This is a genomic window from Streptomyces sp. SP17BM10 (genome assembly GCF_036322405.1).
Classification (GTDB): Bacteria; Actinomycetota; Actinomycetes; order Streptomycetales; family Streptomycetaceae; genus Kitasatospora.
Genome location: NZ_JAQYXB010000576.1, coordinates 70,909 through 96,862 on the forward strand (window position 1 = coordinate 70,909; position 25,954 = coordinate 96,862).

Annotated in this window: 21 protein-coding genes; 13 read left to right on the forward strand and 8 right to left on the reverse strand. The window is 72.8% G+C overall.

The genetic code is table 11. The features are described 5' to 3' along the window. Window positions 1-82 precede the first annotated feature (82 nt). The 4 genes from PUR71_RS16520 (at window position 83) to PUR71_RS16535 (ending at window position 5,024) form a co-directional block, all read left to right on the forward strand. On the forward strand, window positions 83-1,975 hold the full coding sequence (locus PUR71_RS16520; RefSeq protein WP_329927752.1) for a hypothetical protein: 1,893 nt from the start codon (window positions 83-85) through the stop codon (window positions 1,973-1,975). Between the two features lie 170 nt (window positions 1,976-2,145). Continuing rightward, window positions 2,146-2,820, forward strand: coding sequence for a hypothetical protein (locus PUR71_RS16525; protein ID WP_329927753.1), 675 nt, complete (start codon window positions 2,146-2,148; stop codon window positions 2,818-2,820). A gap of 182 nt (window positions 2,821-3,002) precedes the next feature. After that, the gene (locus PUR71_RS16530; protein WP_329927754.1) at window positions 3,003-3,776 is read left to right on the forward strand and encodes a glycosyltransferase family 2 protein; all 774 of its coding nucleotides are present in this window, start codon (window positions 3,003-3,005) and stop codon (window positions 3,774-3,776) included. 279 nt (window positions 3,777-4,055) lie between these two features. Next, a complete protein-coding gene (locus PUR71_RS16535) occupies window positions 4,056-5,024 on the forward strand; it encodes an SDR family NAD(P)-dependent oxidoreductase (RefSeq protein WP_329927755.1) in 969 nt (322 codons plus the stop codon). Window positions 5,025-5,148: 124 nt separating this feature from the next. Here the strand turns inward: PUR71_RS16535 and PUR71_RS16540 are convergent, their stop codons facing one another. Next, entirely contained in the window at window positions 5,149-5,781 is a 633-nt protein-coding gene (locus PUR71_RS16540) for a hypothetical protein (RefSeq protein ID WP_329927756.1), read from the reverse strand. Between the two features lie 446 nt (window positions 5,782-6,227). Between PUR71_RS16540 and PUR71_RS16545 the strand changes: the two genes are divergently transcribed. After that, window positions 6,228-7,490, forward strand: coding sequence for a hypothetical protein (locus PUR71_RS16545; RefSeq protein WP_329927757.1), 1,263 nt, complete (start codon window positions 6,228-6,230; stop codon window positions 7,488-7,490). Window positions 7,491-7,570: 80 nt separating this feature from the next. Here the strand turns inward: PUR71_RS16545 and PUR71_RS16550 are convergent, their stop codons facing one another. Continuing rightward, complete coding sequence (locus PUR71_RS16550) at window positions 7,571-8,479, reverse strand: LysR family transcriptional regulator (RefSeq protein WP_329927758.1); 909 nt, start codon at window positions 8,477-8,479, stop codon at window positions 7,571-7,573. A 270-nt stretch (window positions 8,480-8,749) separates the two neighbouring features. Between PUR71_RS16550 and PUR71_RS16555 the strand changes: the two genes are divergently transcribed. From PUR71_RS16555 to aspA, 5 genes are all read left to right on the forward strand, one after another. Beyond that, a complete protein-coding gene (locus PUR71_RS16555; protein WP_329927759.1) occupies window positions 8,750-9,538 on the forward strand; it encodes a gamma-glutamyl-gamma-aminobutyrate hydrolase family protein in 789 nt (262 codons plus the stop codon). Between the two features lie 86 nt (window positions 9,539-9,624). Continuing rightward, window positions 9,625-10,302, forward strand: coding sequence for a FadR/GntR family transcriptional regulator (locus tag PUR71_RS16560; RefSeq protein ID WP_329927864.1), 678 nt, complete (start codon window positions 9,625-9,627; stop codon window positions 10,300-10,302). Further along, a complete protein-coding gene (locus PUR71_RS16565) occupies window positions 10,299-11,738 on the forward strand; it encodes an amino acid permease (RefSeq protein WP_329927760.1) in 1,440 nt (479 codons plus the stop codon). The genes PUR71_RS16560 and PUR71_RS16565 overlap by 4 nt, the downstream gene beginning before the upstream one ends. Window positions 11,739-11,846: 108 nt before the next feature. Continuing rightward, window positions 11,847-12,863: an asparaginase gene (locus PUR71_RS16570; protein ID WP_329927761.1), complete on the forward strand. Its 1,017-nt coding sequence runs from the start codon at window positions 11,847-11,849 to the stop codon at window positions 12,861-12,863. A 40-nt stretch (window positions 12,864-12,903) separates the two neighbouring features. Next, window positions 12,904-14,313 (forward strand): aspartate ammonia-lyase, encoded by a 1,410-nt coding sequence (aspA, locus tag PUR71_RS16575; protein ID WP_329927762.1) that lies wholly within the window; start codon window positions 12,904-12,906, stop codon window positions 14,311-14,313. Window positions 14,314-14,494: 181 nt separating this feature from the next. Here the strand turns inward: aspA and PUR71_RS16580 are convergent, their stop codons facing one another. From PUR71_RS16580 to PUR71_RS16600, 5 genes are all read right to left on the reverse strand, one after another. Next, on the reverse strand, window positions 14,495-15,946 hold the full coding sequence (locus tag PUR71_RS16580; protein WP_329927763.1) for a GH1 family beta-glucosidase: 1,452 nt from the start codon (window positions 15,944-15,946) through the stop codon (window positions 14,495-14,497). 91 nt (window positions 15,947-16,037) lie between these two features. After that, window positions 16,038-16,952 carry a carbohydrate ABC transporter permease gene (locus PUR71_RS16585; RefSeq protein WP_329927764.1) on the reverse strand — a complete coding sequence of 305 codons (915 nt, stop codon included), beginning with the start codon at window positions 16,950-16,952 and terminating at the stop codon, window positions 16,038-16,040. Between the two features lie 17 nt (window positions 16,953-16,969). Beyond that, the gene (locus PUR71_RS16590; RefSeq protein ID WP_443077463.1) at window positions 16,970-17,971 is read right to left on the reverse strand and encodes a carbohydrate ABC transporter permease; all 1,002 of its coding nucleotides are present in this window, start codon (window positions 17,969-17,971) and stop codon (window positions 16,970-16,972) included. Window positions 17,972-18,117: 146 nt separating this feature from the next. Beyond that, window positions 18,118-19,419 (reverse strand): ABC transporter substrate-binding protein, encoded by a 1,302-nt coding sequence (locus tag PUR71_RS16595; RefSeq protein WP_329927765.1) that lies wholly within the window; start codon window positions 19,417-19,419, stop codon window positions 18,118-18,120. 344 nt (window positions 19,420-19,763) lie between these two features. Next, window positions 19,764-20,789 carry a LacI family DNA-binding transcriptional regulator gene (locus tag PUR71_RS16600; RefSeq protein ID WP_329927766.1) on the reverse strand — a complete coding sequence of 342 codons (1,026 nt, stop codon included), beginning with the start codon at window positions 20,787-20,789 and terminating at the stop codon, window positions 19,764-19,766. A gap of 315 nt (window positions 20,790-21,104) precedes the next feature. On the opposite strand from PUR71_RS16600, the gene PUR71_RS16605 reads away from it, so the two are divergent. After that, complete coding sequence (locus PUR71_RS16605) at window positions 21,105-22,079, forward strand: glycoside hydrolase family 6 protein (RefSeq protein WP_329927767.1); 975 nt, start codon at window positions 21,105-21,107, stop codon at window positions 22,077-22,079. 132 nt (window positions 22,080-22,211) lie between these two features. Then, entirely contained in the window at window positions 22,212-23,498 is a 1,287-nt protein-coding gene (locus PUR71_RS16610; RefSeq protein WP_329927768.1) for a glycoside hydrolase family 6 protein, read from the forward strand. A 191-nt stretch (window positions 23,499-23,689) separates the two neighbouring features. Here the strand turns inward: PUR71_RS16610 and PUR71_RS16615 are convergent, their stop codons facing one another. Next, window positions 23,690-24,604 (reverse strand): lactonase family protein, encoded by a 915-nt coding sequence (locus tag PUR71_RS16615; RefSeq protein WP_329927769.1) that lies wholly within the window; start codon window positions 24,602-24,604, stop codon window positions 23,690-23,692. 283 nt (window positions 24,605-24,887) lie between these two features. On the opposite strand from PUR71_RS16615, the gene PUR71_RS16620 reads away from it, so the two are divergent. Beyond that, entirely contained in the window at window positions 24,888-25,910 is a 1,023-nt protein-coding gene (locus PUR71_RS16620) for a LacI family DNA-binding transcriptional regulator (RefSeq protein ID WP_329927770.1), read from the forward strand. Window positions 25,911-25,954: the final 44 nt, after the last annotated feature.

The following is a 25,954-nucleotide window of genomic DNA, read 5'->3' on the forward strand; positions in this document are numbered from 1 at the left end:
CCTCGTGCCCGCCCCGTACCATCTGCGGTTTCAGCTCCAGGCTGCGTCCGCTGCGTCCGTTGCGTCCGACGTTGCCGAACTGGTGGACTTCTGCCGGGAATCGGGGGTCGCCGAGGTCGTCCTGCTGCTCGGGGCCGAGGAGTTCCACGCCGGGCACCCGTCCGGCGCCGCCGAGGACCGGATGTTCGAGACCGCCCGCGTCGCCTCGGAGGCACTGCGGGCGGCCGGGCTCGGCGTCAGCCTCAACCCCTGGGTGACCGCCGGGCACGCCGACCGGGGCCGCTTCGACCGGCTGGGCTTCACCCCGATGGTCGGCCCGACCGGGACGGTCGCCACCGCCCAGGCCTCCTTCGCGTGCCCGCGGTTCCGCTCCTGGATCACCGGCCACTACGGGCGCTTCGCCGAGCTCGGCGTACGAGTGCTCTGGCTGGAGGACGACTTCCGCTACCACAACCACGCGCCGCTGGGCTGGGGCGGCGGCTTCGAACCGCTGATGCTCGACCGGCTGGCGGAGGTGGTGGGGCAGCCGGTGACCCGGGAGCAGGTCGTCGCCGCCGTGACGGCCCCGGGCGATCCCCATCCGTGGCGCGGCAGGCTCCGACAGGTCTGGCGTGAAGCCCAGTTGGAGGTCGCCCGGGCCGTTGCGCGAGCGGTCGGCGAGCGGTCGGGCGGGCGGACGCAGCTCGGGCTGATGAGCTCCGAACCCGGCGTCCACTCCGTCGAGGGCCGCGACTGGCCGGCCCTGTTCGACGCGCTCGCCATCGACGGACGCGTCTCGCACCGGCCGCACTTCGCCCGCTACCGCGACGCGCCGGGCCGCGAACTGAGCTTCTCCGTCTGGATGCTGGAGGTGCAGCGGGCGCTGCGGCCCGCGTACGTGCGCAGCGAGCCGGAGGTCGAGAACTGGCCGCACACCGCGTGGTCGAAGTCCGACACCCAGACGTGGTCCGAACTCGTCGCCGCCCACCTGGCGGGCTCCGACGCGCTGTTCCTCAACCTCCACCCGATGCAGTCGGGCCGGGCCGGCCGCTTCCCCCGCGTGGCCGAGCTGCTGCGCAGGTCACGGCCGGCACTCGATCTCCTGACCTCGACGGGGGACGCCGTCGGCGTGGCGCTCCCGGTACGGCAGGACGCGGCCGCCCACGTGCGGACCGTCCGAGGCGGGAAGCTCGCCGACCTGGCCGTCGACCCGGGCCCGGCGGCGGACCACCTGCTGCGGTACGGCGTCCCGGTGACGGCCGGGGACGCGCCGGTACGGGTCCTCTTCGGGCAACTGGCATGGGCCTACGACGAAGCGGAGCTCCGGCAGATGCTCGGCGGGGGTCTGCTGCTGGACGGTGCGGCGGCGCGCATCCTCGACGAGCGGGGCTTCGGGAAGCTGCTCGGCGTGACGGTCGAGGAGGTGGTCGACCGGGAGTCGGCGTCGGCACCCGGCCCGTACGCCCTGGAACGCCGCGACGACGTCCACCTGAGCGTCAACGGCCAGCCCGCCCTCGCCCGCCTCCGCCCGGCGGCCGACACGGAGACCTGGACCGAGATCCTCACCCCCGACCTGCGGCGGTGGGGCCCGGGCCGGTGCGTCTTCACGAACGAACTCGGCGGCCGGGTAGGGGTGCTGGCCGCGACGGCCGTGGACCTGTTGCCGTACGACGACGACGGCCAGCTGCTGCTGCACGAGATGATCCGCCACCTGGAGGCGGAGACCCCGGCCCTGCCCCTGGTGACCGGCGGCCCCCACCTGATCCCGCACTTCTCCCGAACCCCTGTCGGCCACCGCCTGGCGGTCGCGAACGGCTGCGCCGACCCGGCCCACGTCCGCATCCACCTGCCCACCACCCCGGTCGACCTGGAGGCGACCCTGCTCCGCCCACTGGATACCCCGGAGCCCGTCCGACCCGTCGTGACCGGCACCACCGTAGGTTTCGACGCGCCAGTGCCGCACCGCGGCTGGCTGCTGGTCGAGTGGCGGCAGTGAGCGCCCCTGGTGACGCGCGGCCCTCCCCGGGACGACCTGTGCCGCACGTCCGGGAGCCGGCCGTGGCCGGCACCGCCGGCCTCGGATCCGGTCGCCCCTCGGGCGGTCGTGTCAGCAGCAGGGCATACCGTTGTGGCGATCACCATCGGAGACCACACACCGGAGCACACATGACCGTCCACCAGCCAGGACTGCCGGAAGACCTTCCGCCCGCCGAGGAACTGTGGGCGCGCTGGGCGCTGCTGGCCGCCCTCGAGGCGACCACGGAGTCCGAGGAGCGCCCGCCGCGCCACCGGACCGGTCGGTGGATCGATGACGCGGGCCTCCACTGGGACGACTGCGGCTGCACGTGGTGGGTCATGTCGAAGGAGGCCGAGGGCCGGTTCGTGCTCTACGGCGAGGACGAGGCGAGCGACGTCAAGTGCTACGAGCCCGCGATCGACGTGCTGGCCGGCGGCCCGGACTGGCTGCCCTACGACGAGCTGCGGAACCGGCTCGAAGGGTGCGAGATCGGCTGCGTCTACTGGTACGAGAACGGCGCCTGGGCCCGGGCACCGTACCCCGACGACCTCGGTGACGACGGCCTGTACTGCGGCATGAGCTCCTTCATCGACCGAGGTGAGGTGCTGGGCGAGCTGCAGAACGCCCTGGACGACACGGTCGACGGGCCGAGTGCGGACAGCCTGCTGGCCGACGCGGAGTCGTACCGACTGGAGCCGCACGGGCTGCTGGAACGGCTGCACGGGACCAACCACCTCGACGATCCGGTGGACCGCCCGGCCGTCGCCCGGGCACTGGCCCGCGCGGGTCTGACGGGGGAGCGCTCGGCGACCGCCAGGTCCTGACTGGCGGCCCGGCGGCGGTCGCCTTTCGTTCGGCCTTTCGTTCGGCCTTCCGTTCGGTCGGCGGAGGGGCTGGTGCGGCACCGGCCCACACCGGCGGCGTGCACGGCGGGCGGCAGCTCCGCGTAGCCTTGACCGGCGACAACAACGTCCGCGACGACTCCGATCCGGTCAAGGAGAACCCCGTGCCCCTGGTTTCCGTGGTGATGCCGGTACACAACTCGGCTGCCACCCTCGGGGCGTCGGTACGCTCCGTCCTCGCACAGACGCACGCCGACGTCGAGCTGCTGATCACCGACGACGCCTCCACCGACGGCTCCATGGACCTGCTGCAGGACCTGGCCCGCCGGGACGAGCGCGTGCAGGTGCGGGCGGCGCCCGAGCAGGGCGGCGCGGCCAGGGCCCGCAACCTCGCCATGGCGCGGGCGCGGGGGGAGTACGTGGCGTTGCTGGACAGCGACGACATGTGGCTCCCGGAGAAGCTGGAACGGCAGCTCGCGTTCGCCGCCGAAGGCGACGCTCCGCTGACGTTCACCTCCTACTACAAGGTCGCCGGCGACTACACGGGCGAGGCCTGCGACTTCACGCCGAACGGCCGGGTGATCGCGGCACGGGAACGCGTGACGTACCGGGACATGCTGGTCCAGGACCACATCGGGGCCCTGACCGCCATGTACGACCGGACGGCGCTGGGCACGCGGCTGATGCCGGACATGCCGAAGCGGCAGGACTACGCGCTCTGGCTGTCGATCATGCGGGACGGTCACCCCGCCCGGGGCCTGCGGGAACCGCTGGCGGTCTACCGGGCCGGCCGGGCGGGCTCGCTGTCGTCGAACAAGCTGGCGCTGGTCGAGCACAACTGGGCGCTGTACCGCGACCACGAGCAGCTCTCGCTCCTCCGCTCGGTCGGGGCACTGGCCGGCGCGACGTGGCACTCCGTCCGGAAGTCGCGGATCTGAGGCGTAGCCGAGAGGTGGGATTCCCGGCGCACGGCCGTCACATGTGATCCGCTCCGGCCTCGCGCCGATCAGCCGGCCGGTCGTCGCCCGCCGTCGGTCGGGCACTGACCCGCCCGTCGCAGGCGCTGGGCGCGCGCGACGTCAGTCGGCTGTCAGCGAGGACAGTGGTCTGTCGGTGTGGTGTGAGTGGCCTCCGGGACGGTGGGGGAGTGGGCGAGGCCGGCGGTGAAGGGCCGGGCGCGCCCGCCTCCGATCACCTTCGCGCTCCGGGAGCCCGCCATGTCCTCCGTATCCCAGGTCCCGCTGTGGGACGTCCACCGCCTGCCGCGTGCCGAGGGGAAGTGCTTCCTGGTCACCGGCGGCAACGCGGGCATCGGGTACTTCGTCGCCGAGCAGTTGGCCGGCACCGGGGCCACGGTCGTCCTCGGCAGCCGCGACCGGGCGAAGGCCGAGGCAGCGATCGGCTCCATCGGCTCGCGCGTGCCCGGCGCCCGGGTGGAGCACGTGCCCCTGGACCTCGCCGACCTCGCGTCGCTCAGGGCGTCGGTGGACGCGCTCGGGCTGGACCGCCTCGACGCGGTCGTCCACAACGCCGGGGTGGCGCTCGACCACCCGCCGCGCCGCGATACCGCGGACGGCCACGAGCTGATGTTCGCGACCAACCACCTGGGGCACTTCGCGCTGACCCACCACCTGGCCCCGCTGCTCACGGCGACCCCGGGGAGCCGGGTCGTCACCACCGGCAGCTTCGCGGCCAAGTCCGAACGCCTGGACCTCGACGACCTCCAGAGCACGCGCGACTACCGTCCCAAGCGCACCTACGCGCGCTCCAAGCTGGCCCAGATGCTCTTCGCCCTCGAACTCGACCGCCGTCTGCGCGCCGCGGGCAGCACGATGCTGAGCGTGCTCGTCCACCCCGGCGGCGCGCTCGACTCCCTCACCCCGTCGCGCCCGCCCATCCACGTCCGGACCACCGGCGAGCGGCTGAGCCGCCTGCCGCTCGGCCTCGTCGTCCAGGGCAAGGACGCCGCCGCGTGGCCCGCCGTCCGGGCCGTACTCGACCCGGGCGTGCGCGGCGGCCAGATGCTGAGCCCGCGGGCGTTCGGACTGCGCGGTGTGCCCGAACTCGAACCCCTCTGGAAGCAGCTGACCGACACCCGGACCGCGGCACGCCTCTGGACGGCCAGCTGCGCCCTGACCGGCACCGACCCGACGTTCGGCCGCAGCCGCCCCCGGGCAGCCGGGTAGGCGGCGCTCGCCTCCGGACGCTGACGGGCCCGCTGGACACCGCCCTGCACCGGCCGGCCGCCGAGGTGGTGTGCTGCGCCAGCCGTCCTCGACGCCGATCCGGGCTGACGGCCGTCCCGCCGAGCTACACCTTCCAGGGGTCGCCGTGCGGCAGGCAGCCGAAGGCCTGGAGGCGCGAGTCGACGTCCTTCAGACCGGCGACCCCCGCACCGAACTCCTCCCAGCCCCGGGCCTCCGTCGCCCTGGCCTGCTCCGGAGCCAGCGTGGGGCCGGGATTGAGGATCGAGACCCTCAGGACGTCGTCCATGCCGGAGCCGAGCTGCTGGATGGCGGCCGACCAAGCGGTCTGGGTGTCCTGGTCGGGTATGGGGCTGTACTGGCGCGCGGCGAAGAGATCCTTGGAGGACTGACCCAGGTCGATGACAGTGCTCCCGGCGGCGTGCTGAGCCTGGACCCGCGCGACGGAGTTGATGAGGTTGTCGAGCTTGTCGGCACCGCCGGTTCCGTACCACATGATGACCTTGGTGGCGGTCGGCATCGTGGGGGCGGCGGACGGCGTGGCGGTGCTCGGTGTGGCAGCGCTCGGTGTGGCAGCGCTCGGCGTGACGGTGCTCGGTGTGGCGGCACTGGTCGGCTGAGGACTCGCAGGCGCGGTGGCGCCGGCGGTGGACGGGGCGCCCGCGCTGGAACAGCCGGCGAGCAGGAGAGCGGCGACGCCGGTCAGCACCGGTGCCGGCACACGGAGACGAGCAGGCATGAGACCTCCTGACGGGCACCGCGATGCGGCTGCCACGGACGGGCCATCAGGCTACTGGCCCCCTCTGACATCCGAGCCGCGTCCACGATTCTCGGGGTGGGCCCAGGACGCCGACGAGGCAGGGGCCGGGCCCCCGGCGAGCGTGCGCCCACCGATCGTTCGCGCTGGGGCATCGAGGCTTCGCTGCCTGTCATGCTGTCTGACAACCAGTCGGACCGATCCTGCGGCCTGTGGTGACTCGATGTCAAGTCGCGTGTCGGATGCTCCTGTTGGCAGACGTTTCCGCTGTTTCTCGGGTGCCGCCGTCGCGTCGTGCGGGTCGCCTGCAGGTTCCCGGGGGGCGACAAGAGCGGATCTGATCGGATTTGATCGATTGGGCTTTGGCAAGGCAGTCTCGGTGTCGCAAAGTGGCGGATCAGTCACGGTCCGGCACGGGAGGGAGTCGCATGTCCAGGGCCGCGCACAGCAAACCGACCGCCCACGTCGTCGTCGGGTACACCCCGCAGGAAGGCTTCGTCGCCGTCCAACTCAGCCCGCCCCCAGCGGAGTACGTGTGGCACGACCGGCAGGCCGAGCACTACCAGGAGCGGTTCGGGCCGGGTAACGGATACCAGCAATGGCTGGCCGTCGACGCCGCCACCGGCGCCGTGTGGTTCGGCGACACCGACTGGCGCACGCTGGAGGAGGAAGTCGGCCCCCGCTTCCCGGGGCATCGCCGAGCCGACGCGGGTGACGGCGCTCTGCCGTCCCCGGCCGTCTTCGTGCTCCCGCTCACCCACCGGGTCGTCGACGAACAGGGCGTCTGCACCTGGCGGTTCTTCGGTGCGGAGGAGCTCTACGCACTGGCTCGTCGGATCCTGCCCGTGGTCCAGCGGGTGATCGGCTCGCTGCACCGCGTGGGCCCGACCGCGGAGCTGGAATGGTCGGCCGAGGCCGCCACGGCCTGGACCGATCTCGAACACGGCTGCCGCTACACGGTGGACGAGACGGGCGCGGTGGCCTGGGCCCGACCCCGCATGAGCGGGGTCCCCGGATGGCGGGTCGAGGTGGCGGACTTCCTCGCCCGCAATCCGGAGCTGTGCGATCCGGCCTGGGCGACGGCCACCGACGCCGAGCTGGACGCGTACGCCGCCTACGAACCCGACTCGGGCTACGGCGGCGTGCCCGGGCGGATGTGCGCTCCGGCGGAGGTCGCGATCGAGGAGGGGTACACCTTCTACGGTCACCGAGCGGCCCTGTACGCCTATCGAGCGGCCGCGTGCGGCGACCGCACCCCGGTCGAGGCCTCCGTCTGGCTCCGGAGCAGCGACGCCGGCCGCAGCAGCTGGGAGGCGGCGAAGGTCGTGGGCGCGAGTCTGGCCGACGCCCCCGACTGCGTGCTGGCGCACCTCGCCGAGATGTTCCGCGCTGCCGCGGCCGATCAGGGAGTGGTCCTCACCGGGCTGCCGGCCTATCTGCGGCAGGAGCGGGCCGGGGAACGCGTGGCCGTGGACGAGACCCTCTGCGCGGCGGGGGAGGAGCTCAAGCGCCTGGAGGACCTGCTCAAGGAGATCCGGCTCGTCCGGAACACCATCCTGACCAGGGTCCTCGGCTGGGCCGACGGACGGGACGACGAGGCGATCGCCTCGCTGGCGGCGATGTCCCCCGCCGCCGTCGCCGAGTGGCGGGAGCGGCTCACCGCCGACCAGGGGGGCTCGCCGGAGCGGTGACGGACACCCGCGGGGCGGGCTGCCCGCCGGTGTGGCCGAGACGTCGCCCTCCGCGCCCGGCGGGGGCCCGGGGCCGCGTCTCAGGACAGGGCGGCCCGTGCCTGCGCGGCGAGCATCTCCTCCAGGGCCAGCAGGGCGCGCGGGGCGTGCCGGGTGTCGATGCGGACGGCGTAGATGAAGCGCGTCAGCTCCGGGTCGGCCAGGGGACGTGCCACGACCCGGGTGCTGCCGCGGGGGAGGGCCAGCTGCGGCATGACGGCGACGCACAGGCCCGCGGCGACGAAGCCGAGCACGGTGTTGAAGTCGTCGCCCTCGTACTCCAGGCGGGCCTGGAAGCCCGGCGTCTTGGCCATCTGGGCGAGCAGTTCCAGGCGCAGCGCCGCCTCCGGTGCCGCTATCCACGTCTCGGACGCGAGGGTGGCGAGGTCGATGACGTCCCGGTCGGCGAGGTGGTGGTCGGCCGGGACCACCGCCACGACCGGGTCCCGGGCGATCAGTGTCCGCCGGAGCGTGCGCGGTGCCGGCAGGGGGATGAAGTCGTAGTCGTAGCTCAGGGCCAGGTCCATGTCCCCGCGCTTGAGTCGGCTGTAGCCGGCGTGCGGTTCCAGCTGGGAGAGGCTGACCTGCACGTCGGGGTACGCGGTGTGGAGCTCCGCCAGGGCCTGCGGGACGATGCCGGTGGCGGCGGAGGCGAAGGCGCCGAGCCGGATCCGGCCGGCCGTTCCCGCGCGCATGGCGTCGAGTTCCACGGACGCGGCCGCCAGTGCGCCCCGTACGCGTTGCTCGGCGTCGAGGAGGACTTCGCCGGCCGGGGTGGGGCGCACGGGCCGGCGTTCCAACACCCTGAGGCCGGTGCGGCGTTCGAGTTCGGCGACCTGCTGCGAGACGGCGGGTGCGCTGTAGCCGAGCTCGCGCGCGGCGGCGTTGAAGGAGCCGTGGCGGACGACGGCTTCGAGGGTGGCGAGCAGGCGGGGATCGAGGCTCTGCACGGAGTTAAGGCTCACTTATCTGTCGCGAAGACGTCTTTTCTTGTGCTTAAGGGTGAATGGCAGCAGGATTCTTGCTCGCGGCCCGGATGCGCAAGTCTCCCTTCCCCGGGTCCGCGGTGAACCCTTCCCCCCTCGTCGTCGAGCGCGTCCGCGCGCTCGCAGTGCCGTGCACCCCCTCCTCCGCGGCCCGTCCGTTCGCGTGTCGGCCGGGCGGCCCGCGGGGGAGACGGCCGTCGACGACCGACCTCCGGACCCCTGAAAGGAAGTGGTATGCCCAAGCCACTCGTCGGACTCACCACCTACCTCACCGACGCCCAGTGGGGGGAGTGGGAGTTGCCGGCCGTGCTCCTGCCCGCCGCGTACGCCAGCGCCGTTCAGGCCGCGGGCGGCCACGCGGTCCTGCTGCCACCGGATGATCCCGGAGCCGCGGCCGACGTCGTCGCACGCCTGGACGCGCTCGTCCTCACCGGTGGTGAGGACCTCGATCCGGCGCTCTACGGAGCAGCACCGCATCCGTGCTCGGGTGCCCCCGTCCGGGAACGCGACCGGTGGGAACTGGCCGTCCTGGCCGCCGGTCTCGGGCGGGACATCCCGGTGCTCGGGGTGTGCAGGGGCATGCAGTTGATGAACGTGCACGCGGGCGGGACGTTGATCCAGCACCTGCCCGACAGGGTGGGGCACGACGGTCACGACGTGCGTCCGGGCCACTTCGCCTCCCACGCCGTCACGACCGTCCCGGGCACCCGGATCGGGGCGCTCCTGCCGGGGACGAGGAACGTCGCCACGCACCACCACCAGGCGGTGGACCGGCTCGGGGCGGGTCTGGTCGTGGCTGCCCACGCCATGGACGCAACGGTGGAGGCGGTGGAGAGCACCAGGCACCGCTTCGCCGTCGGCGTGCAGTGGCATCCGGAGATGGCCTTCGACTCGGCGGTGGTGTACGCCCTGGTGGCCGCGGCGCGCTCCATCGCGAACGCGGGGCCGCGCAGGGCGGGAGATCCGGGGGAGCGTGCCGTGCGGACGACACCGCCCGCCGTCATGTCGGCGCCGACCCCTTGACACCGCTCGGGTGCAACCCCCAGGATCGGCCCGTGAACCTGTCAGACAGCCAGACAGCAGGGTCGGCCCCCCGCCGCGTGAGCGCGATGGAAGCCGTGTTCGGCCACCTGCGCAGCGCCATCGAGCGCGGTCAGTACGTCGTGGGGGACAAGCTCCCCTCCGAAGCGGAGCTGTGCCGCACCCTCGAGGTCAGCCGGCCCGTGCTGAGGGAGGCGCTCCGCGCCCTCCAGGCCATGGGCCTGACCGTTTCGAAGACCGGCAAGGGCACCTTCGTCGTGGCGAACACGGTCGAGGACCCCACGTTCGGCGACTACGCGGCCAGCGACCTCCTGGAGGTCCGACGGCACGTCGAGATCCCGGTCGCCGGGTACGCGGCGCTGCGCCGCACTCCGGAGGACCTGGACCACCTGGCCCACCTGCTCGACCGGATGGAACGGGAGACCGACACCACCGCGTGGGTCGCGCTGGACACCGTCTTCCACCTGGCGGTGGCCGAGGCCTCCCGCAACCCGGTCTTCCGCCGGGTCATCGAGGAGATCCGTGACGCACTGGCGCGTCAGTCCACCTTCCTCAACGAACTCGGCGGCCGGCGCGAGCAGTCGAACTGCGAGCACCGGGCGATCGTCGAGGCGCTGGTCGACGGTTCCGAGCCCGACGCGGTGGCGGCGATGTCGCACCACCTGCACCGCGTCGAGGCGACCCTCACCGACATCGTGCGCCCCAAGCGCACGGACACCCCCACGGAAGGCAGATCCGAGGCGTGAGCGAGCAGTTCCTCAAAGACGAGAAGCGCCCCACGACCCGTCACGTCGACGCCGGCGACACCGGCTACAGCAAGTCCCTGAAACCCCGGCACGTCAACATGATCGCCATCGGCGGGGCCATCGGCACCGGCCTCTTCCTCGGCGCGGGCGGGCGGCTCGCCGACGCGGGGCCCTCCCTGTTCGTCGCGTACGCCGTCTGCGGAGTCTTCGCCTTCCTCGTCGTGCGCGCGCTCGGCGAACTCGTCCTGTACCGCCCGTCCTCCGGCGCATTCGTGTCGTACGCCCGGGAGTTCCTGGGCGAGAAGGGCGCGTACACCGCGGGCTGGATGTACTTCCTCAACTGGGCGACCACCGGCATCGCCGACATCACCGCCGTCGCCACGTACGCCCATTACTGGCACCTGTTCTCCAGCGTCCCGCAGTGGGTGATCGCGCTCATAGCCCTGGCCCTGGTGCTGACCGTGAACCTCATCTCGGTGCGGATGTTCGGCGAACTGGAGTTCTGGTTCGCCATCGTCAAGGTCGGCGCGCTGCTCGTGTTCATGGGCATCGCGATCTTCCTGCTGGTCACCCGGCACCCGGTCGACGGCGCCGTTCCCGGTCCGTCCCTGATCACCGCCAACGGCGGGATCTTCCCCAACGGCCTGATGCCGATGCTGCTGATCATCCAGGGCGTCGTCTTCGCCTACGCCTCCGTGGAACTCGTCGGCGTCACGGCGGGGGAGACCGAGAACCCCGAGAAGATCATGCCGAAGGCGATCAACTCGATCATGTGGCGCGTGGGACTGTTCTACGTCGGCTCGGTCCTCCTCCTGTCGATGCTGCTGCCCTGGAACAGGTACAGCTCCGGCCAGAGCCCGTTCGTGACCGTGCTCTCCCACATCGGCGTCCCGGCGGCCGGCGGCGTGATGAACCTCGTCGTCCTCACCGCGGCCATGTCCTCGCTCAACTCCGGCCTCTACTCCACGGGCCGCATCCTGCGGTCGATGGCCGTGAGCGGTTCGGCGCCCCGGTTCACCGCCCGCATGAGCCGCAGCCAGGTGCCGTACGGCGGCATCCTGCTGACCGGCGGCATGTGCGTCCTCGGCGTCGGCCTCAACTTCGTGGTCCCCGCCGACGCGTTCGAGATCGTGCTGAACTTCGCGGCGATCGGCATCCTCGCCACCTGGGGCATGATCATGGTCTGCCACTACCTCTTCTGGCGCAAGACCCGCCGGGGCGAACTCACCCGGCCCGGCTACCGCCTGCCCGGCTCGCCGTGGACCGAACTCGTGACGCTCGCCTTCCTCGTCTCCGTCCTGGTCCTCATGTACGCCGACGGCGGCGCCGGACGCACCACCGTGCTGTGCCTCCCGCTGGTCGGCGGAGCGCTGGTCGCGGGCTGGTACGCGATCCGCGGACGGATCGCGCGCGCCGCCGCCGGGACCGACGGCTGAACGCGGACACCGCTCACGGGACCTGACGGGCCCGTCACCTCCTCGCCGCGGGCCGCCACCCTCCGGCACACCGGTCAGCACCACATCCACCACCCCAACGAGGCAGTCATGTCCAGCAGTCCCCTCGCGGACGCGCCCGCGATCCGCGAGCCCCGCCACGCGCCCGTCGCCCACCTCACCCGGGCCGGAGTGGTCGAGGGCACCCACTACGGATCCGTCGTCGTCCTCGGCGGCGACGGCGAGCTCCGGTTCCGGCTCGGCGACGTCGAGGCCGCCTGCTACCCGCGCTCGGCCCTCAAACCGGTCCAGGCCGTCGCCATGGTCCGGGCGGGATTGCCGCTCGACGGCGAACTTCTCTCCCTCGCCATGGGCAGCCACTCCGGCGAGGAGCGCCACCTCGCCGGAGCCCGGCGGATCCTGGACCTCGCAGGCCTGTCCGAGGACGACCTGCGCAACGTGCCGGACCTGCCGTACGACCCGGCCGTCCGGGACACCTGGGTCCGGGAGGGCCGCCCGCCCTCCCGGCTCGCCCAGAACTGCTCGGGCAAGCACGCCGCGATGCTCTACCTGTGCAAGCTCAACGGCTGGCCGACGGCGGACTACGACGATCCCGCCCACCCGCTCCAACGGGTGATCGCCGGGACCGTCGAAGACCTCACCGGTCAACGCGTCGCGCACGTCACCGTCGACGGCTGCGGCACCCCGCTGTTCGCCGTCTCCCTGCACGGCCTCGCCCGGGCCGCCGCCCGCATCGCCGCCGGCACCCGCGGGACGCCCGAGTCCCGCGTCGCGCACGCGCTGCGCGGGCACCCGGAGATGGCCTCCGGTACGGGACGGGACGTGGCCGCGCTGATGCGCGCGGTGCCCGGTCTGCTGGCGAAGGACGGCTTCGAGGGCGTCCAGGTCGCCGCGCTGCCGGACGGCCGAGCCGTCGCCGTGAAGATCTCCGACGGTGCGAACCGGGCGCGCGTCCCGGTGGCGGCCGCGGCGCTGGCCCTGGCGGGGGTCGACCCGCGGCTGCTCACCGGGTTCGCGGGGGAGCCGGCCACCGGTGGTGGCCGGCCCGTCGGGGGCGTCCGGCCGGTGGCGGCCCTGGACCCGTCGGCCCTGCTCGCCCCCGCCTGACCCGACCCACCGCTCCACGGAAGAAGAGGACCGCACACCCATGACCGCCGCCACCCGCAGCGAACACGACCTGCTCGGAGACCGGGACGTCCCCGCCGACGCCTACTGGGGCGTCCACACGCTCCGCGCGACCGAGAACTTCCCCATCACGGGCACGCCCATCTCCGCCTACCCGCACCTGATCGACGCCCTGGCCGCCGTCAAGGAGGCCGCCGCCCTCGCCAACGAGGAGCTCGGCCTGCTGGAACCCGCGAAGGCCGGGGCGATCGTCACGGCCTGCCGCGAGATCCGCGGCGGCGAACTGCACGACCAGTTCGTCGTCGACGTCATCCAGGGCGGCGCCGGCACCTCGACCAACATGAACGCCAACGAGGTCGTCGCCAACCGGGCGCTGGAGCTGCTGGGGCACGCGAAGGGCGAGTACCACCACCTGCACCCCAACGAGGACGTCAACCTCGGCCAGTCCACCAACGACGTCTACCCGACCGCCGTCCGGATCGCGACCGTGTTCGCCGTGCGGGGCCTGCTCGACGCGATGGCCGTCCTCCAGGACGCCTTCGCCCGCAAGGCCGTCGAGTTCCGCGACGTCCTGAAGATGGGCCGCACGCAGCTCCAGGACGCCGTGCCGATGACGCTCGGCCAGGAGTTCTCGACGTTCGCGGTCATGCTCGACGAGGACCGCAGCCGGCTCGCGGAGGCCGTCGAACTGATCCACGAGATCAACCTCGGCGCGACCGCGATCGGCACGGGCCTCAACGCGCCCGCCGGATACGCCGAGTCCGCGCGCCGCCACCTCGCCGACCTGACCGGGCTGCCCCTCGTCACCGCGGCGAACCTGGTCGAGGCCACCCAGGACTGCGGGGCGTTCGTCCAGATGTCCGGCGTGCTCAAGCGCATCGCCGTCAAGCTGTCGAAGAGCTGCAACGACCTGCGACTGCTGTCCTCCGGCCCGCGAGCGGGCCTGGGCGAGATCAACCTGCCGCCGGTGCAGGCCGGTTCGAGCATCATGCCGGGCAAGGTGAACCCGGTGATCCCCGAGGTCGTCAACCAGGTCGCCTTCGAGGTGATCGGCAACGACGTCACCGTCACGATGGCCGCCGAGGCGGGGCAGCTCCAGCTCAACGCCTTCGAGCCGATCATCCTGCACTCGCTGTCCGAGTCGATCACCCACCTGCGGGCGGCCTGCCTCACGCTCGCCGAGCGCTGCGTCGTCGGAATCACCGCCAACACGGAGGTGCTGCGCGCGACCGTCGAGAACTCCATCGGCCTCGTGACCGCCCTCAACCCGCACATCGGGTACACCGCGGCGACCGACATCGCCAAGGAGGCCCTCGCCAGCGGCCGGGGCGTGGCCGAGCTGGTCCTGGAGAAGGGGCTGCTCCCGGCCGAGAAGCTCAGCGCCCTGCTGCGGCCCGAGGTGATCGCGGGCAGCGGCGTGCCCGTGGCCTGAGGGCGGACCCGGTAGGCGTCGAACGCCCCGCCGCCGCAACGGAGTTCCGGTGCGGCGCCGGGGCGCGTTGATCTCGGAGGCTCCCGGGCGGTCTTGGCGCTGGACGGTCGCGGGCACGGGAGTGCTCCCGTGCGAGGACGGCCGCCGCTTCCCCGTGGCCGCCCCCGTCGGCCCGGGGCCTTCAGTCCGGTCCGCCGCGGCGGATCACCTCGGCGTACCAGTGGGCGCTGCTCTTGGGCGTGCGCACCAGGGTGTCGTAGTCGACGTGGATGATGCCGAAGCGCTTGTCGTAGCCGTACGCCCACTCGAAGTTGTCGAGCAGGGACCAGAGGAAGTAGCCGCGGACGTCGGCGCCGGCGTCGATGGCGTCGGCGACGGCGTCGAGGTGACGCCGGAGGTAGGCGGTCCGTTCGGGGTCGTGGACGGTGCCGTCGGGGGCGACGGTGTCCTGGAACGCCGCGCCGTTCTCGCTGATGATCAGGGGCAGGCCGAACTCGCGGTGCATGGTGAGCAGCGCGTCGGACAGCCCGGTGGGGTCGATCGGCCAACCCATGGCGGTGACGTCGTCGTTGGCGCGGTGGAAGGCGACGGCGTCGGCGCCCGGCCAGGGCGAGTGGGCGCCGGAGCCGTGCCCGTCCTCACGCGGACGGTGCTCGGGGTCCGCGGAGGCGGAGACGACGGTCGGGTTGTAGTAGTTGAGGCCGAGCAGGTCGATCGGGCGGGAGGTCTCGGTGAGGTCGCCGTCGTGGACCAGGGCGTCCCAGTCGACCAGGTGGGCGGTGTCCTCGAGGAGGTCCTCGTCGTACCGGGCCCGGAACATCGGGCCGGTCCAGATCCGGTTGCCGACGGCGTCGATCCGGCGGGCGGCCTCCAGGTCCTGCGGGCGGTCGCCGAGCGGCCGCACGACGTGCAGGTTGAGTGAGACGGACACCTGGGCGGAGGCGGGCAGCGCGGCGCGCAGGGCGCCGACGGCCAGGCCGTGGCCGAGGTTGAGGTGGTGGGCGGCGCGCAGCGCGTCGCCGGGGTCGGTGCGGCCGGGGGCGTGGACGCCGGCGCCGTAACCGAGGAAGGCGCTGCACCAGGGCTCGTTGAGGGTGATCCAGGTGGGCACCCGGTCGCCGAGCGCCTCGGCGGCGAGTGCCGCGTAGTCGGCGAAGCGGTACGCGGTCTCCCTCGCCGGCCAGCCGCCGTCCCCGGCGGGGCCCCCGTTCGACGGGTTCTCCAACTCCTGGGGCAGGTCCCAGTGGTAGAGGGTGGCGACCGGGGTGATGCCGTGGGCGAGGAGTTCGTCGGTCAGTGCCCGGTAGAAGTCCAGGCCGCGTTCGGAGGCCGGGCCGCGGCCGGTGGGCTGGACGCGGGGCCAGGCGATGGAGAACCGGTAGGAGGTCAGGCCGAGGTCGGCCATCATCCGGACGTCCTCGCGGAACCGGTGGTAGTGGTCCACCGCGATGTCGCCGGTGTCCCCGCCGTCGACCTTGCCGGGAGTGTGGCTGAAGGTGTCCCAGATCGACGGGGTGCGGCCGTCCTCCGCGACGGCACCCTCGATCTGGTAGGCGGCGGTGGCCGTACCCCAGGCGAAGCCCGGGGGGAACGCGCGTCGGGCGGAACCGATGTCCGGTGGGAGCGCGGTCATGACAGGAGTGCTCCAATTGAGATGTGGTGACCATCGGGTGCCGGCCGGGGGCCCGTCCCCGGGGGATCCCGCGGGAGGGCCCGGCGGCCGGTCACCCCTTGAGTGCGCCCTGGGTGATACCGCCGACGATCTGTCGGCCGAAGACGGTGAAGACCAGGAGCAGCGGTGCGGTGCCGATGAGCGCGCCGGCGGTGATGACGGACCAGTCGGTGGACCAGCCGGTGCCGAGCCCGGCGAGGGCGACCTGGACGGTGGGATTGGTGGCGCCGTTCATCGCGATGATGGGCCACAGGAAGTCGTTCCAGGACTGCACGAAGACGAGCATCCCCAGCACGGCCATGGCGGGCCGGGCGATCGGCAGGACGACGTGCCAGACGACGCGCAGCGAGTGCGCGCCGTCCACCCGGGCCGCCTCCAGCAGTTCGCTGGGCAGGGCCTGGGTGAGGTACTGGCGCATGAAGAAGACGCCGAAGGCGGTGACCAGGGACGGCAGGATGAGGGCGCCGAGGTTGTTGCCGAGCCCCAGGTGCCGCATCAGGATGAACAGCGGCACGACGCTCACCTGGGCGGGCACGGCCATGGTGGCGACGACGAGGGCCAGCAGCGCGCCGCGGCCGCGGAAGCGCAGCTTGGCGAACGCGAAGCCGGCGAGGACGGAGAACGCCACCGTGCTGAGCGCGACGGTGCCGGCGACCAGGGTCGAGTTGAGCAGCGCGACGCCCATGCCGCGCGCCCCGGCGTTGTCCCACACGTAGCCGATGTTGTGGAACAGGTTCGAGCCGGGCAGGAGCGGCGGGGGCGTGGAGACCACCCGGTGGCTGTCGGTCGACGCTGCGACGAGCGTCCAGTACAGCGGGAACAGCGAGGCGAGGGCGGCCAGGACCAGCGTCGCCAGGGCGAACGGCCCGGCCCGGTGCTGGTCTCCCGCGCCCGGGGAGCGCAGCCGGTTCCGGCGCCCGGTGCCGCGCGGTTCGGCGGCGGCTGCGGGTGCGGGGATGGTGGTCATGTCGTCGTCCTTCCGGGTCACGTGGCGGCGCGCAGGCGGCGGGCGACGAGCGTGTTGGCCAGGCCGACCAGCAGGAGCAGGCCGAACATCAGCCAGGCGATGGCGGAGGCGCGTCCGAGCAGGCTGTAGTGGAAGCCCTGGTCGTACATGAGGATGCCGAGGGTCTCGTACTGGTGGCCGGCGCCGCCCTGGTGGCCGCTCTGCCCGCCGAACAGGTACGGCTCCCCGAAGAGCTGGGTCGATCCGATGAACGAGACGACGACGGTGAACAGGATGGTCGGGCGCAGCTCGGGGATCGTGACGTGGCGGAACTGCCGCCAGCGGTTGGCTCCGTCGATCGCGGCGGCCTCGTACAGCTCGCGGGGGACGGCCTGCATCGCGGCGAGGTAGATCAGCGCGTTGTAGCCGGTCCAGCGCCAGATGACGATCACGGAGACGGCGAGCTGGGAGCTCCAGGTGCCGGCTTCCCAGCGGATCGGTCCGGCGCCCACCAGGCCGAGCAGCCAGTTGGCCATGCCGCCCTCGGGGCTGAAGATCAGCGCGAAGACGAGCGTGGCGGCGGCGACCGACGTCGCGTACGGCGCGAGCAGCGCCGTCCGGAAGAAACCACGGGCCGGGAGGCGGTAGTTGAGCAGGTGGGCGAGGCCGAGCGCGATCAGGAGTTGCGGGACGGTGGACAGCACACCGAGGGTGACCGTGTTGCGCAGGGCGTGCCAGAAGAGGTCGCTCGCCGGCCCGGTCAGCAGGTCACGGTAGTTCTGGAGACCGACCCAGTCGGTCTGGTCGACGTTGTAGAGGCTGACCTGGTGCAGGGACAGCCAGCCGGTGTAGAGGAGGGGGAAGAGTCCGAAGACCGCGAACACCACGAAGAAGGGTGCGACGAACACGTAGGGCGAGGCGGCGTGGTCCCAGCGGTGCAGCCGGCCGCGCAGGCCCGTCGGCGTTCCGCGGCGTACCGGCGCGCTCGGGGCGGGTGGGTCGGCCGGGTCTCTTCGGTGGGTGCTGGTCGGGGTGGCCACTGGTTCCTCCGTGCCGGGTCGACGGCCGGGTGGGGTCGTCGCGTCGTTCTGGACAGGGTCGGGTCGGTGTCGGCTGTTCGTGGGCGGCAGCCGTGCGGACCGGCCGGGGGAGGGGTGCCGGGCGGTCCGCACGGTCAGGCCCGCGGTTACTGGACGGTGCTCGCGATCTGCTTGACGGTGGCGGCCCAGGCCTCGTCGGGGCTCTGGTGGTTCTGCTCCATCAGCTGCACGCCGTTGCCGAACGCCCCGTGGAAGTCGCCGTGGTGCGGCCCGGTCTCGGCCGGCTGGATGGCCTTGGCGGCGGTGGAGAAGATCTGCCCGGTCGGGGCTTTCGGGCCGATGTACGGGTTGGTGAAGTCCGTGACGCCCGGGAGCGCGTACGCCTTCTGGTTGGCGGGGATGTTCCCGACCTTCTGGAAGACCTTGGCCTGCTGCTCGGGCGCGGTGAGCCACACGGCCAGCGCCTGGGCCTGGGCCACGTGCTTGCCGGAGGCCGGCACCGTCAGGAACGATCCGCCCCAGTTCCCGGCGGCGGGAGCCTGCGCGATGTTCCACTTCCCGGTGTTACCCGGGCCGGAGTACTTCTCGATGTTGGCCTGCTGCCAGGACGGGCAGACCGTGGTGGCGAACGTGGAGTTGGAGAAGGCGGTCTGCCAGGGCGTGTCGAATTCCTTGAGCCCTTGGGTGATGCCGGCCTGCACCGCGTCCGCGGCCAGCTTCCAGCCGTTCTTCACCCCGGCGGAGTTCTGGTAGTCGGCCTTGCCGTTCTTGTAGTACTGCTCGGTGTTGGAGGAGACCACGCCGTTGTACAGGCCGGTGGCGGTGTCCATGAAGAAGGTGCCCTTGGGGGCCTTGGCCTGGTACTGGCGGCCGACCTCGACGTACTTCGCCCAGTCGCCCGCCCACAGGGCGCTGACCGCGGCGGGGTCCCCGGGCAGGCCCGCTGCCTGGAAGAGGTCCTGGCGGTAGCAGATGGCCATGGGGCCGACGTCCGTGCCCAGGCCGACGGTCTTGCCCTGGGCGGTGGTCGCCTGCTTCCACTTCCACGGCAGGTAGGCGTCCTTGTCGACGCCCTGGGCGTGCGACAGATCGGTGAAGGCGGAGCTGAGTTGGTCGGAGGTGGCCAGCGCTATCCGGCTCACCTCGAGGGCCTGGACGTCGTCGAGCCCGCCGCCCGACAGCCGGGTCTGCAGCGCGGTCCAGTAGTCGCCCTCCACCGTGGTGGAGTTCTCCTTGATCGTGATGTTCGGGTGAGCCTTCGTGTACTCGTCGAAGAGCCCGGCCTCCTTGTAGCCGAAGGTGCCGAAGTCGCCCACGGTGAGCGTGATCTCGGCGTTCGGGTCGTCCGAGCCGGACCCTCCGGAGGAGCAGCCGGTGACCAGGGCCGCGGTGACGACGGCGACCGACAGGAGGGCGGGGGCTCTGTGGGAACGGCTGCGCAGGAACATGGGGTTCTCCAGGACCAGTGGCGGGACGCGCGGGGGTGGGGCCGCGCTCGGGGCGCCGTGAGCGGTGCCCCGAGCGGTCGGTGGGGAGCGGCTGAAGGTGGTGCGGGAGGGGCCGGGGCGGACGCGGTCCGGCAGCTCCGGGAGTGGCGATCGAGGCGTGGGAGCGCTCCCAATCGGGAACCTTGCTCCCTCCGAGAGAAACTGTCAAGAGATGTTGCAGCAGGGGTGTTTGAGCGGTCCACCGGTCCCCGGAAGGACGGATCACCGCCCGGCGGGCAGGGTGGAACGCCGCCCCGCGGGCAGGACGGATCACCGCCCGGCGGCGGGGCCGGGTCCGGGTGATGTCAGCAGGTGATCGCGGGTGCGGACTCGCGGACGGTCAGCCGGGTGGGGAGGACGAGGGGGCTAGGGTCCTGGCCGTCGATGACGGCCACGAGCATCCGGGCCATCTCCAGCCCGAGCGCGCGCACCGGCTGGTGCACGGTCGTCAGCGGCGGGTCGGCGTACAGGGCGCTCGCGAGGTCGTCGAAGCCGACGACCGCGACGTCCTCGGGGACGCGTCGGCCGTGCCGGCGCAGGACGCGCAGCGCTCCCAGTGCCATGCCGTCATTGGCGGTGAACACCGCGTCGATGTCCGGGCGTTCCGCGAGCAGCCGCTCCATCGCGGCTTCGCCGCCGGCCTGGGTGAAGTCGCCGGGTGCCACGCCGGCGGCGGACCGGCCGGCCAGGACCAGGGCCTCGCGGAAGCCCTGTTCGCGGGCGACGGCGGCCTGGAGGTCGACCTGTCCGGTGATCATCGCGATGTTCCGGCGTCCGCCGCGCACCAGGTGCTCGGTGGCCAGGCGGGCACCGCCCCGGTTGTCCGGGTCGACGTACCACCTGGGCGTGCCCGTCAGCGGCAGGCCGCCGAAGACCACGGGCAGGTGCGTCTCCTCGGCCAGCCGGCCGAGGGGGTCGTCGCCGCGCAACGCCATCAGCATCACGCCGTCCGCCCGTTGGGAGCTCAGGATGCGCCGTAGGCGCTCCTTGCCGCGGGGGGTGTCGGCCAGCAGCAGGACCAGTTCGAGGTCCGTCTGATCGAGGTAGGAGCTGACGCCCACCGTCACCTCGGCGAAGAACGGGTCGGCGAACAGCCCGGGTTCGTCGCTGGACACCGCGAGTACGACCGCACCCGCGCGCCGGGTCGCCAGCGCCCGCGCGGTCGGGTTCGGCACGTAGCCGAGCTCGCGCACCGCCCGCTCCACCGCGGCGCGCTTGGCCGCGCTCACGTGCGGCACGTTGTTGATCACCCGGGACGCCGCCGTGCGCGAGACGCCGGCCCGGGCGGCGACCTCGTCCAGCGTCGGCTGGTGTCGTGGAGACGTCTCCATCGCGATCGTCGATCCCTCCTGTTGCCGGTGGGCGGTTGCCGGTGGGCGGTCTCCGGACCATGGTTCCACGGACGACCCGTGCTGCGGTGGTGATCGACAGTACCTGCTCGCCCTTGCGGACTGGAAGCGCTTCCACCTTGCCGTCGTGCCGATCCCAGCCCATCCGAAGGGCGCGGGATCTACCAAATCCCGGTACGGACGCCGATGCGAGCCACTCGCGGCACGCTCTTGACACCGGGTTCGGATAACCCCAATCATCTGGACACCGGAAGCGCTTCCATCCTCCCCACCCCCACCCCACCCCGTGGAGGAACCATGCGCCGCTCGCTCCGAACGCGCTCTCTGCTCCTGGTCCCGGTGCTGAGCACCGCCCTTCTGACGCTCCACCCCGGCAGCGCCCACGCCGCCGACCCCACCGGCATGACCCACGGCTTCTACGTGGACCCCGACTCCTCCGCGAAGCGGTGGGTCGACGCCAATCCGGGCGACGGCCGCGCCCCGGCCATCCGCTCGTCGATCGCCGCCGTGCCGATGGCACGCTGGTTCGGCAACTGGAGCGGCACCATCGGGACGGCGACCGGCGCCTTCGTCGGCGCGGCCGCCGCCAACGGCAAGCTGCCGATCCTGGTGGCGTACAACATCCCCGACCGCGACATCTGCGCCGGCCAGTCCGGCGGCGGGGCGGGCAGCGCCGCCGCCTACCGGACCTGGATCGCCGCCTTCGCCGGCGGCATCGGCAACCGGCCGGCGGTGGTCGTCCTCGAACCCGACTCGCTCGGCGACGAGAGCTGCATGACCCAGGCCCAGGTCAGCGAGCGCAACGGCCTGCTGAGCAACGCCATCGCGCAGTTCAACGCCAAGGCCCCGAACACCTGGGTCTACCTCGACGCCGGAAACCCCGCCTGGCTGAGCGCCGCCACCATGGCCCAGCACCTGGCCGCGGCCGGGGTGAGCGGAGCGCACGGGTTCTCGCTGAACGTCTCGAACTACCTCTCCACCGGGGAGAACGTCGCCTACGGAAACGCCGTCAACGCGGCCCTGGGGTCCACGAAGGGCTTCACCAAGCCCTTCGTCATCGACACCAGCCGCAACGGCAACGGCTCCAACGGCGGGTGGTGCAACCCGGCGGGGCGCAGGATCGGCACGCCCACGCAGGTCGGCGGCGGCGCCGAGATGCTGCTGTGGATCAAGGCCCCCGGCGAGTCCGACGGCAACTGCGGCGTCGGCGCCGGATCCACCGCCGGACAGTTCCTGCCCGAGGTCGCCTACCGGATGGTCTACGGCAACTGACGCCGGAGCGCCGCCGGCCCCGGACTCGTCCGAGGCCGGCCCCGCTCGCACTCGCACCGCCCCCTGCTCGCACCGCCCCCTGCTCGCACCGCCCCTCGCTCCCACCCCGAGAACCCGACCAGAGGACACCTGGTGAGACCCCGTATCCCCCGCTCGCTGATCCCCCTCGGCATCGCCGCCCTGCTGACCGGACTCGCCGTCCCGGCCCAGGCCCAGGCCGAGTCCGCCAAGCCCACCGGCCACCGGCTGTCGGCCGACGCCCGCTTCTCCGTCGACCCGGACGGCGACGCCGCCCAGCAGGTCTTGCGCGACCTGTCGGACCACGACCCGGTCGGCGCCCTCGCCATGGCGAAACTGGCGAGCTGGCCGCAGGCCCAGTGGTTCTCCGACGGCACGCCGGGCCAGGTCGAGGAGCGGGCGCGCACCCTGGTCCGCCACGCGGCCCGCACCGGCACCGTCCCGGTCCTGGTCGCCTACGACATCCCGGGCCGGGACTGCTCGCAGTACTCCTCCGGAGGCGCCCGGTCCGACGCGGACTACCAGGCCTGGATCGCCGCGCTGGCCCGCGGCGTCGGCCGCGCCAAGGCGGTGATCGTCCTCGAACCCGACGCCCTGGCCAACCTGCCCCGCGACTGCTCCCCGACCACCGACCCCACGGGCGCCCTCACGGCGGGACGCGTCGCCGACCTCCGCTACGCGATCGACGCCCTGGAGAAGCAGCCGAACACGACCGTCTACCTGGACGCCGGCAACAGCCACTGGCAGAGCGTGGGCACGATGACCCAACGCCTGATCGACGCCGGGGCCGACCGTGCCCAGGGCTTCTCGCTGAACGTCTCCAACTTCTTCGCCACCGACGTGTCCAACCACTACGGCACGTGGGTGGCGAACTGCCTCTGGTTCGCGACCAAGGGCCCGGAGGCCGCACGCGGGCACGCCGACTCCTGCGCCGGCCAGTACTACTCGCCCGCCGCCCCCAACGACGGCCGCCCGGGCAACTCCGTCGACGTGGACGACCCCACCACCTGGCACTGGACCGACCAGTGGTTCCGGCAGAACGTCGGCAGCCCGCCCGCGGACGAACTCACCCACTTCGTCGTCGACACCGGCCGCAACGGGAAGGGCGCCTGGAAGCCGCCGGCGGGCAAGTACACCGGTGACCCGCAGATCTGGTGCAACCCGCCCGGACGCGGCGTCGGCGACCGTCCCACGGCCGACACCGGCACCCCGCTCGTGGACGCCTACCTGTGGATCAAGACGGTCGGCCAGTCCGACGGGCAGTGCAACCGCAGCATCCCCGGCGCGACGGTCGACCCGGAGTACGGCACCGTCGACCCGCCGGCCGGCACCTGGTGGCCCGAGCAGGCCCACGCCCTGGTGCGCAACGCCGAGCCGGCGCTCACCTTCGACTGGCACTGAGCCCGTATCAGGAGAGAGCCGCCCCGGCTGCGGACTGCCGCGGCGTCCGCGGCCGGGGCACACCATGACCGCACCCGAAGCCGTCGACGGGCTCCGCTCGGGGGGCCGCTGCGGACGAGCCCGGTCGGCCGTGCCTGCCTGGTCCACGGCGACGTGGTCCCGCGTCCCGTGATGACGGAGGCCTCCGGCGCTCAGGGGACGACCGGCAGGACGGAGGTGGGCTCGGTGATCACGAGGGGCTCGCCGGCGGGGGTCAGGCGCCCGGAGGCCGGGTCGCGGCGGAAGGCCGTCAGGGTGTCGGAGCCCTGGTTGGCGCAGAACAGGAGCCGTTCGTCGGTGCTGAGGGCGATGTCGCGGGGCCAGGAGCCGCCGCAGGCGGTGACGTCGACGAGGTCGACGGCCGCCCCGTCGTCGTGGAGGGCGTGCACGGCGATGGCGTCGTCGCCGCGGTTGGTCGTGTAGAGGAAGCGGCCGTCCGCGGACACCCGGACGGCGGCGGCGTAGTTGGCGTTCGGCGCATCCGGATCCCGGCGCGTCGGAAGCTCGGCGACGGGTTCGAGGCGGCCCGCGAGCGCGTCCCAGGTGCAGACGGTGAGGGTGGCGGAGAACTCGTTGAGGACGTAGACGTGCTTCGCCGAGGGGTGGAACACCAGGTGCCGGGGACCGCGGTCGGCCGGCAGCCGGACGGTTCGGTGCACGCCGAGCCGACCGGTGACCGGCTCGAAGGCGTGGACGTGGATCCGGTCGGTGCCGAGGTCGGTACACAGGAGGAACCGTCCGTCGGGCGAGGGGGCGGCCATGTGGGCGTGCGGGCTGCGCAACTGGCCGGAGGCCTCCCCATCGGGGTGGCGGATGGTCTGCACCGGTTCGCTGGCGGCGAGCGCGTCGTCGGCGTCGATGGGGATCACCGAGAGGACGCCGTCGCCGTAGTGGGCCGCGAAGAGGAGCGAACCGCTGGGGTGGACGGCGAGGTGACAGGGGCCGGCACCGCCGCTCCCGGTGGCGTCATGGTCGACGGTGGACAGGCCGGCCCCGGGGGTGTCGAAGGGGGCGGCACTGCCGATGACCAGCAGACCGCCGGACGTGGTGCTCGGAGGGTGGTGCAAGGTGTGCCTGCTCTCTGTCCGCCGCTCGGCGAGCGGTCTGGCGGGGGGTGGGAGACGGACGACCGAGGACCGGAGTGGGAGCGCTCCCACGTCGTGGTCGGAAGGTTCCTTCCTCAGCTGATCCGGTGTCAAGGGAGGAAGCCGAACTGCCCCGGGGCCCGCCCCTCGGCCGGGCGGCGCCGTCCTGGCCCCGATGATCCGTGGCGGCGCCGCCGTCCGGTGACCTACGATCCCCTGCCAGGCGGGAACGAGACCGGTGGTGGCGACGGAAGGCGCGTGGGCAGTGGGCGGACGGCAGACCGGAAGGCCGACCCTGGAGGAGGTCGCGGCCAGGGCCGGGGTCGGGCGCGGCACGGTGTCCCGGGTGATCAACGGGTCGTCGCGGGTGAGCGAACGGACGAAGGAGGCGGTGGGCCGGGCGATCGCGGAACTGGGCTACGTGCCCGATCCGGCGGCCAGGGCGCTGGCCGGCAGCCGGACGGACGCGGTCGCGCTGGTCGTCCCGGAGACGGAGGCCCGGGTGTTCGCGGAACCCTACTTCCTGGACATCATCCGCGGTGTGAGCGCCGAACTCGGCGCAGTGGACAAGCAGTTGCTGCTCACACTGATCCGCACCGAGCAGGAGCGGCAGCGCTTCGAGCGCTACCTCGCCGCGCAGCGGGTGGACGGCGTGCTGCTGGTCTCGGTCCACCGGGACGACCCGCTGCCGGACCAGGTGCGCGCGCTGGGCCTGCCGACCGTGCTGAACGGGCGCCGTTCGCCGCAGGAGCCGGTGGCGTACGTCGACTCCGACAACGTGGGGGCGGGCCGTTCGGCGGTGGAGCACCTGGCCGGGCGCGGGCGGCGCCGGATCGCGACCATCACCGGTCCGTCGGACATGGACGCCGCACAGGGCCGGCTGGCGGGTTACCGCCAGGGTCTGGCGGCGGCCGGTCTGCCGGCGGACGAGGGCCTCGTCGCCGCCGGGGACTTCACGGAGGAGGGCGGCCGCCGGGCGATGCGGGAACTGCTGGAGCGCCGCCCGGAGATCGACGCGGTGTTCGCCGCCTCCGACCTGATGGCGGTCGGCGCCCTCGCCGTCCTGCGGGCCAGGGGTCTGGACGTGCCCGGCGACGTCGCGCTGGTGGGCGTCGACGACTCGCCGGTGGCCCGCCACCTGGACCCGCCGCTGACCAGCGTCCGCCAGCCGATCGAGGAGATGGGCCGCACGATGGCCGGGCTCCTGCTGCGCCAGATCGCGGGCCAGGACGCGGAGCCGTCCCGCCTGGTGCTGCCGACGGAGCTGGTGGTGCGGCGCTCCTCCTGATCCGCCGGCCGTCCGGAGCCGTGCGGGACTCCGGACGGCCGGGG

Excerpts from the sequence above, each read along its gene's own strand:
- PUR71_RS16525 (WP_329927753.1), top strand. The coding sequence starts at position 2,146 with ATGACCGTCCACCAGCCAGGACTGCCGGAAGACCTTCCGCCCGCCGAG.
- PUR71_RS16535 (WP_329927755.1), top strand. The coding sequence starts at position 4,056 with ATGTCCTCCGTATCCCAGGTCCCGCTGTGGGACGTCCACCGCCTGCCG.
- PUR71_RS16540 (WP_329927756.1), bottom strand. The coding sequence starts at position 5,781 with ATGCCTGCTCGTCTCCGTGTGCCGGCACCGGTGCTGACCGGCGTCGCC.
- PUR71_RS16545 (WP_329927757.1), top strand. The coding sequence starts at position 6,228 with ATGTCCAGGGCCGCGCACAGCAAACCGACCGCCCACGTCGTCGTCGGG.
- PUR71_RS16555 (WP_329927759.1), top strand. The coding sequence starts at position 8,750 with ATGCCCAAGCCACTCGTCGGACTCACCACCTACCTCACCGACGCCCAG.
- PUR71_RS16560 (WP_329927864.1), top strand. The coding sequence starts at position 9,625 with ATGGAAGCCGTGTTCGGCCACCTGCGCAGCGCCATCGAGCGCGGTCAG.
- PUR71_RS16570 (WP_329927761.1), top strand. The coding sequence starts at position 11,847 with ATGTCCAGCAGTCCCCTCGCGGACGCGCCCGCGATCCGCGAGCCCCGC.
- aspA (WP_329927762.1), top strand. The coding sequence starts at position 12,904 with ATGACCGCCGCCACCCGCAGCGAACACGACCTGCTCGGAGACCGGGAC.
- PUR71_RS16580 (WP_329927763.1), bottom strand. The coding sequence starts at position 15,946 with ATGACCGCGCTCCCACCGGACATCGGTTCCGCCCGACGCGCGTTCCCC.
- PUR71_RS16585 (WP_329927764.1), bottom strand. The coding sequence starts at position 16,952 with ATGACCACCATCCCCGCACCCGCAGCCGCCGCCGAACCGCGCGGCACC.
- PUR71_RS16595 (WP_329927765.1), bottom strand. The coding sequence starts at position 19,419 with ATGTTCCTGCGCAGCCGTTCCCACAGAGCCCCCGCCCTCCTGTCGGTC.
- PUR71_RS16600 (WP_329927766.1), bottom strand. The coding sequence starts at position 20,789 with ATGGAGACGTCTCCACGACACCAGCCGACGCTGGACGAGGTCGCCGCC.
- PUR71_RS16605 (WP_329927767.1), top strand. The coding sequence starts at position 21,105 with ATGCGCCGCTCGCTCCGAACGCGCTCTCTGCTCCTGGTCCCGGTGCTG.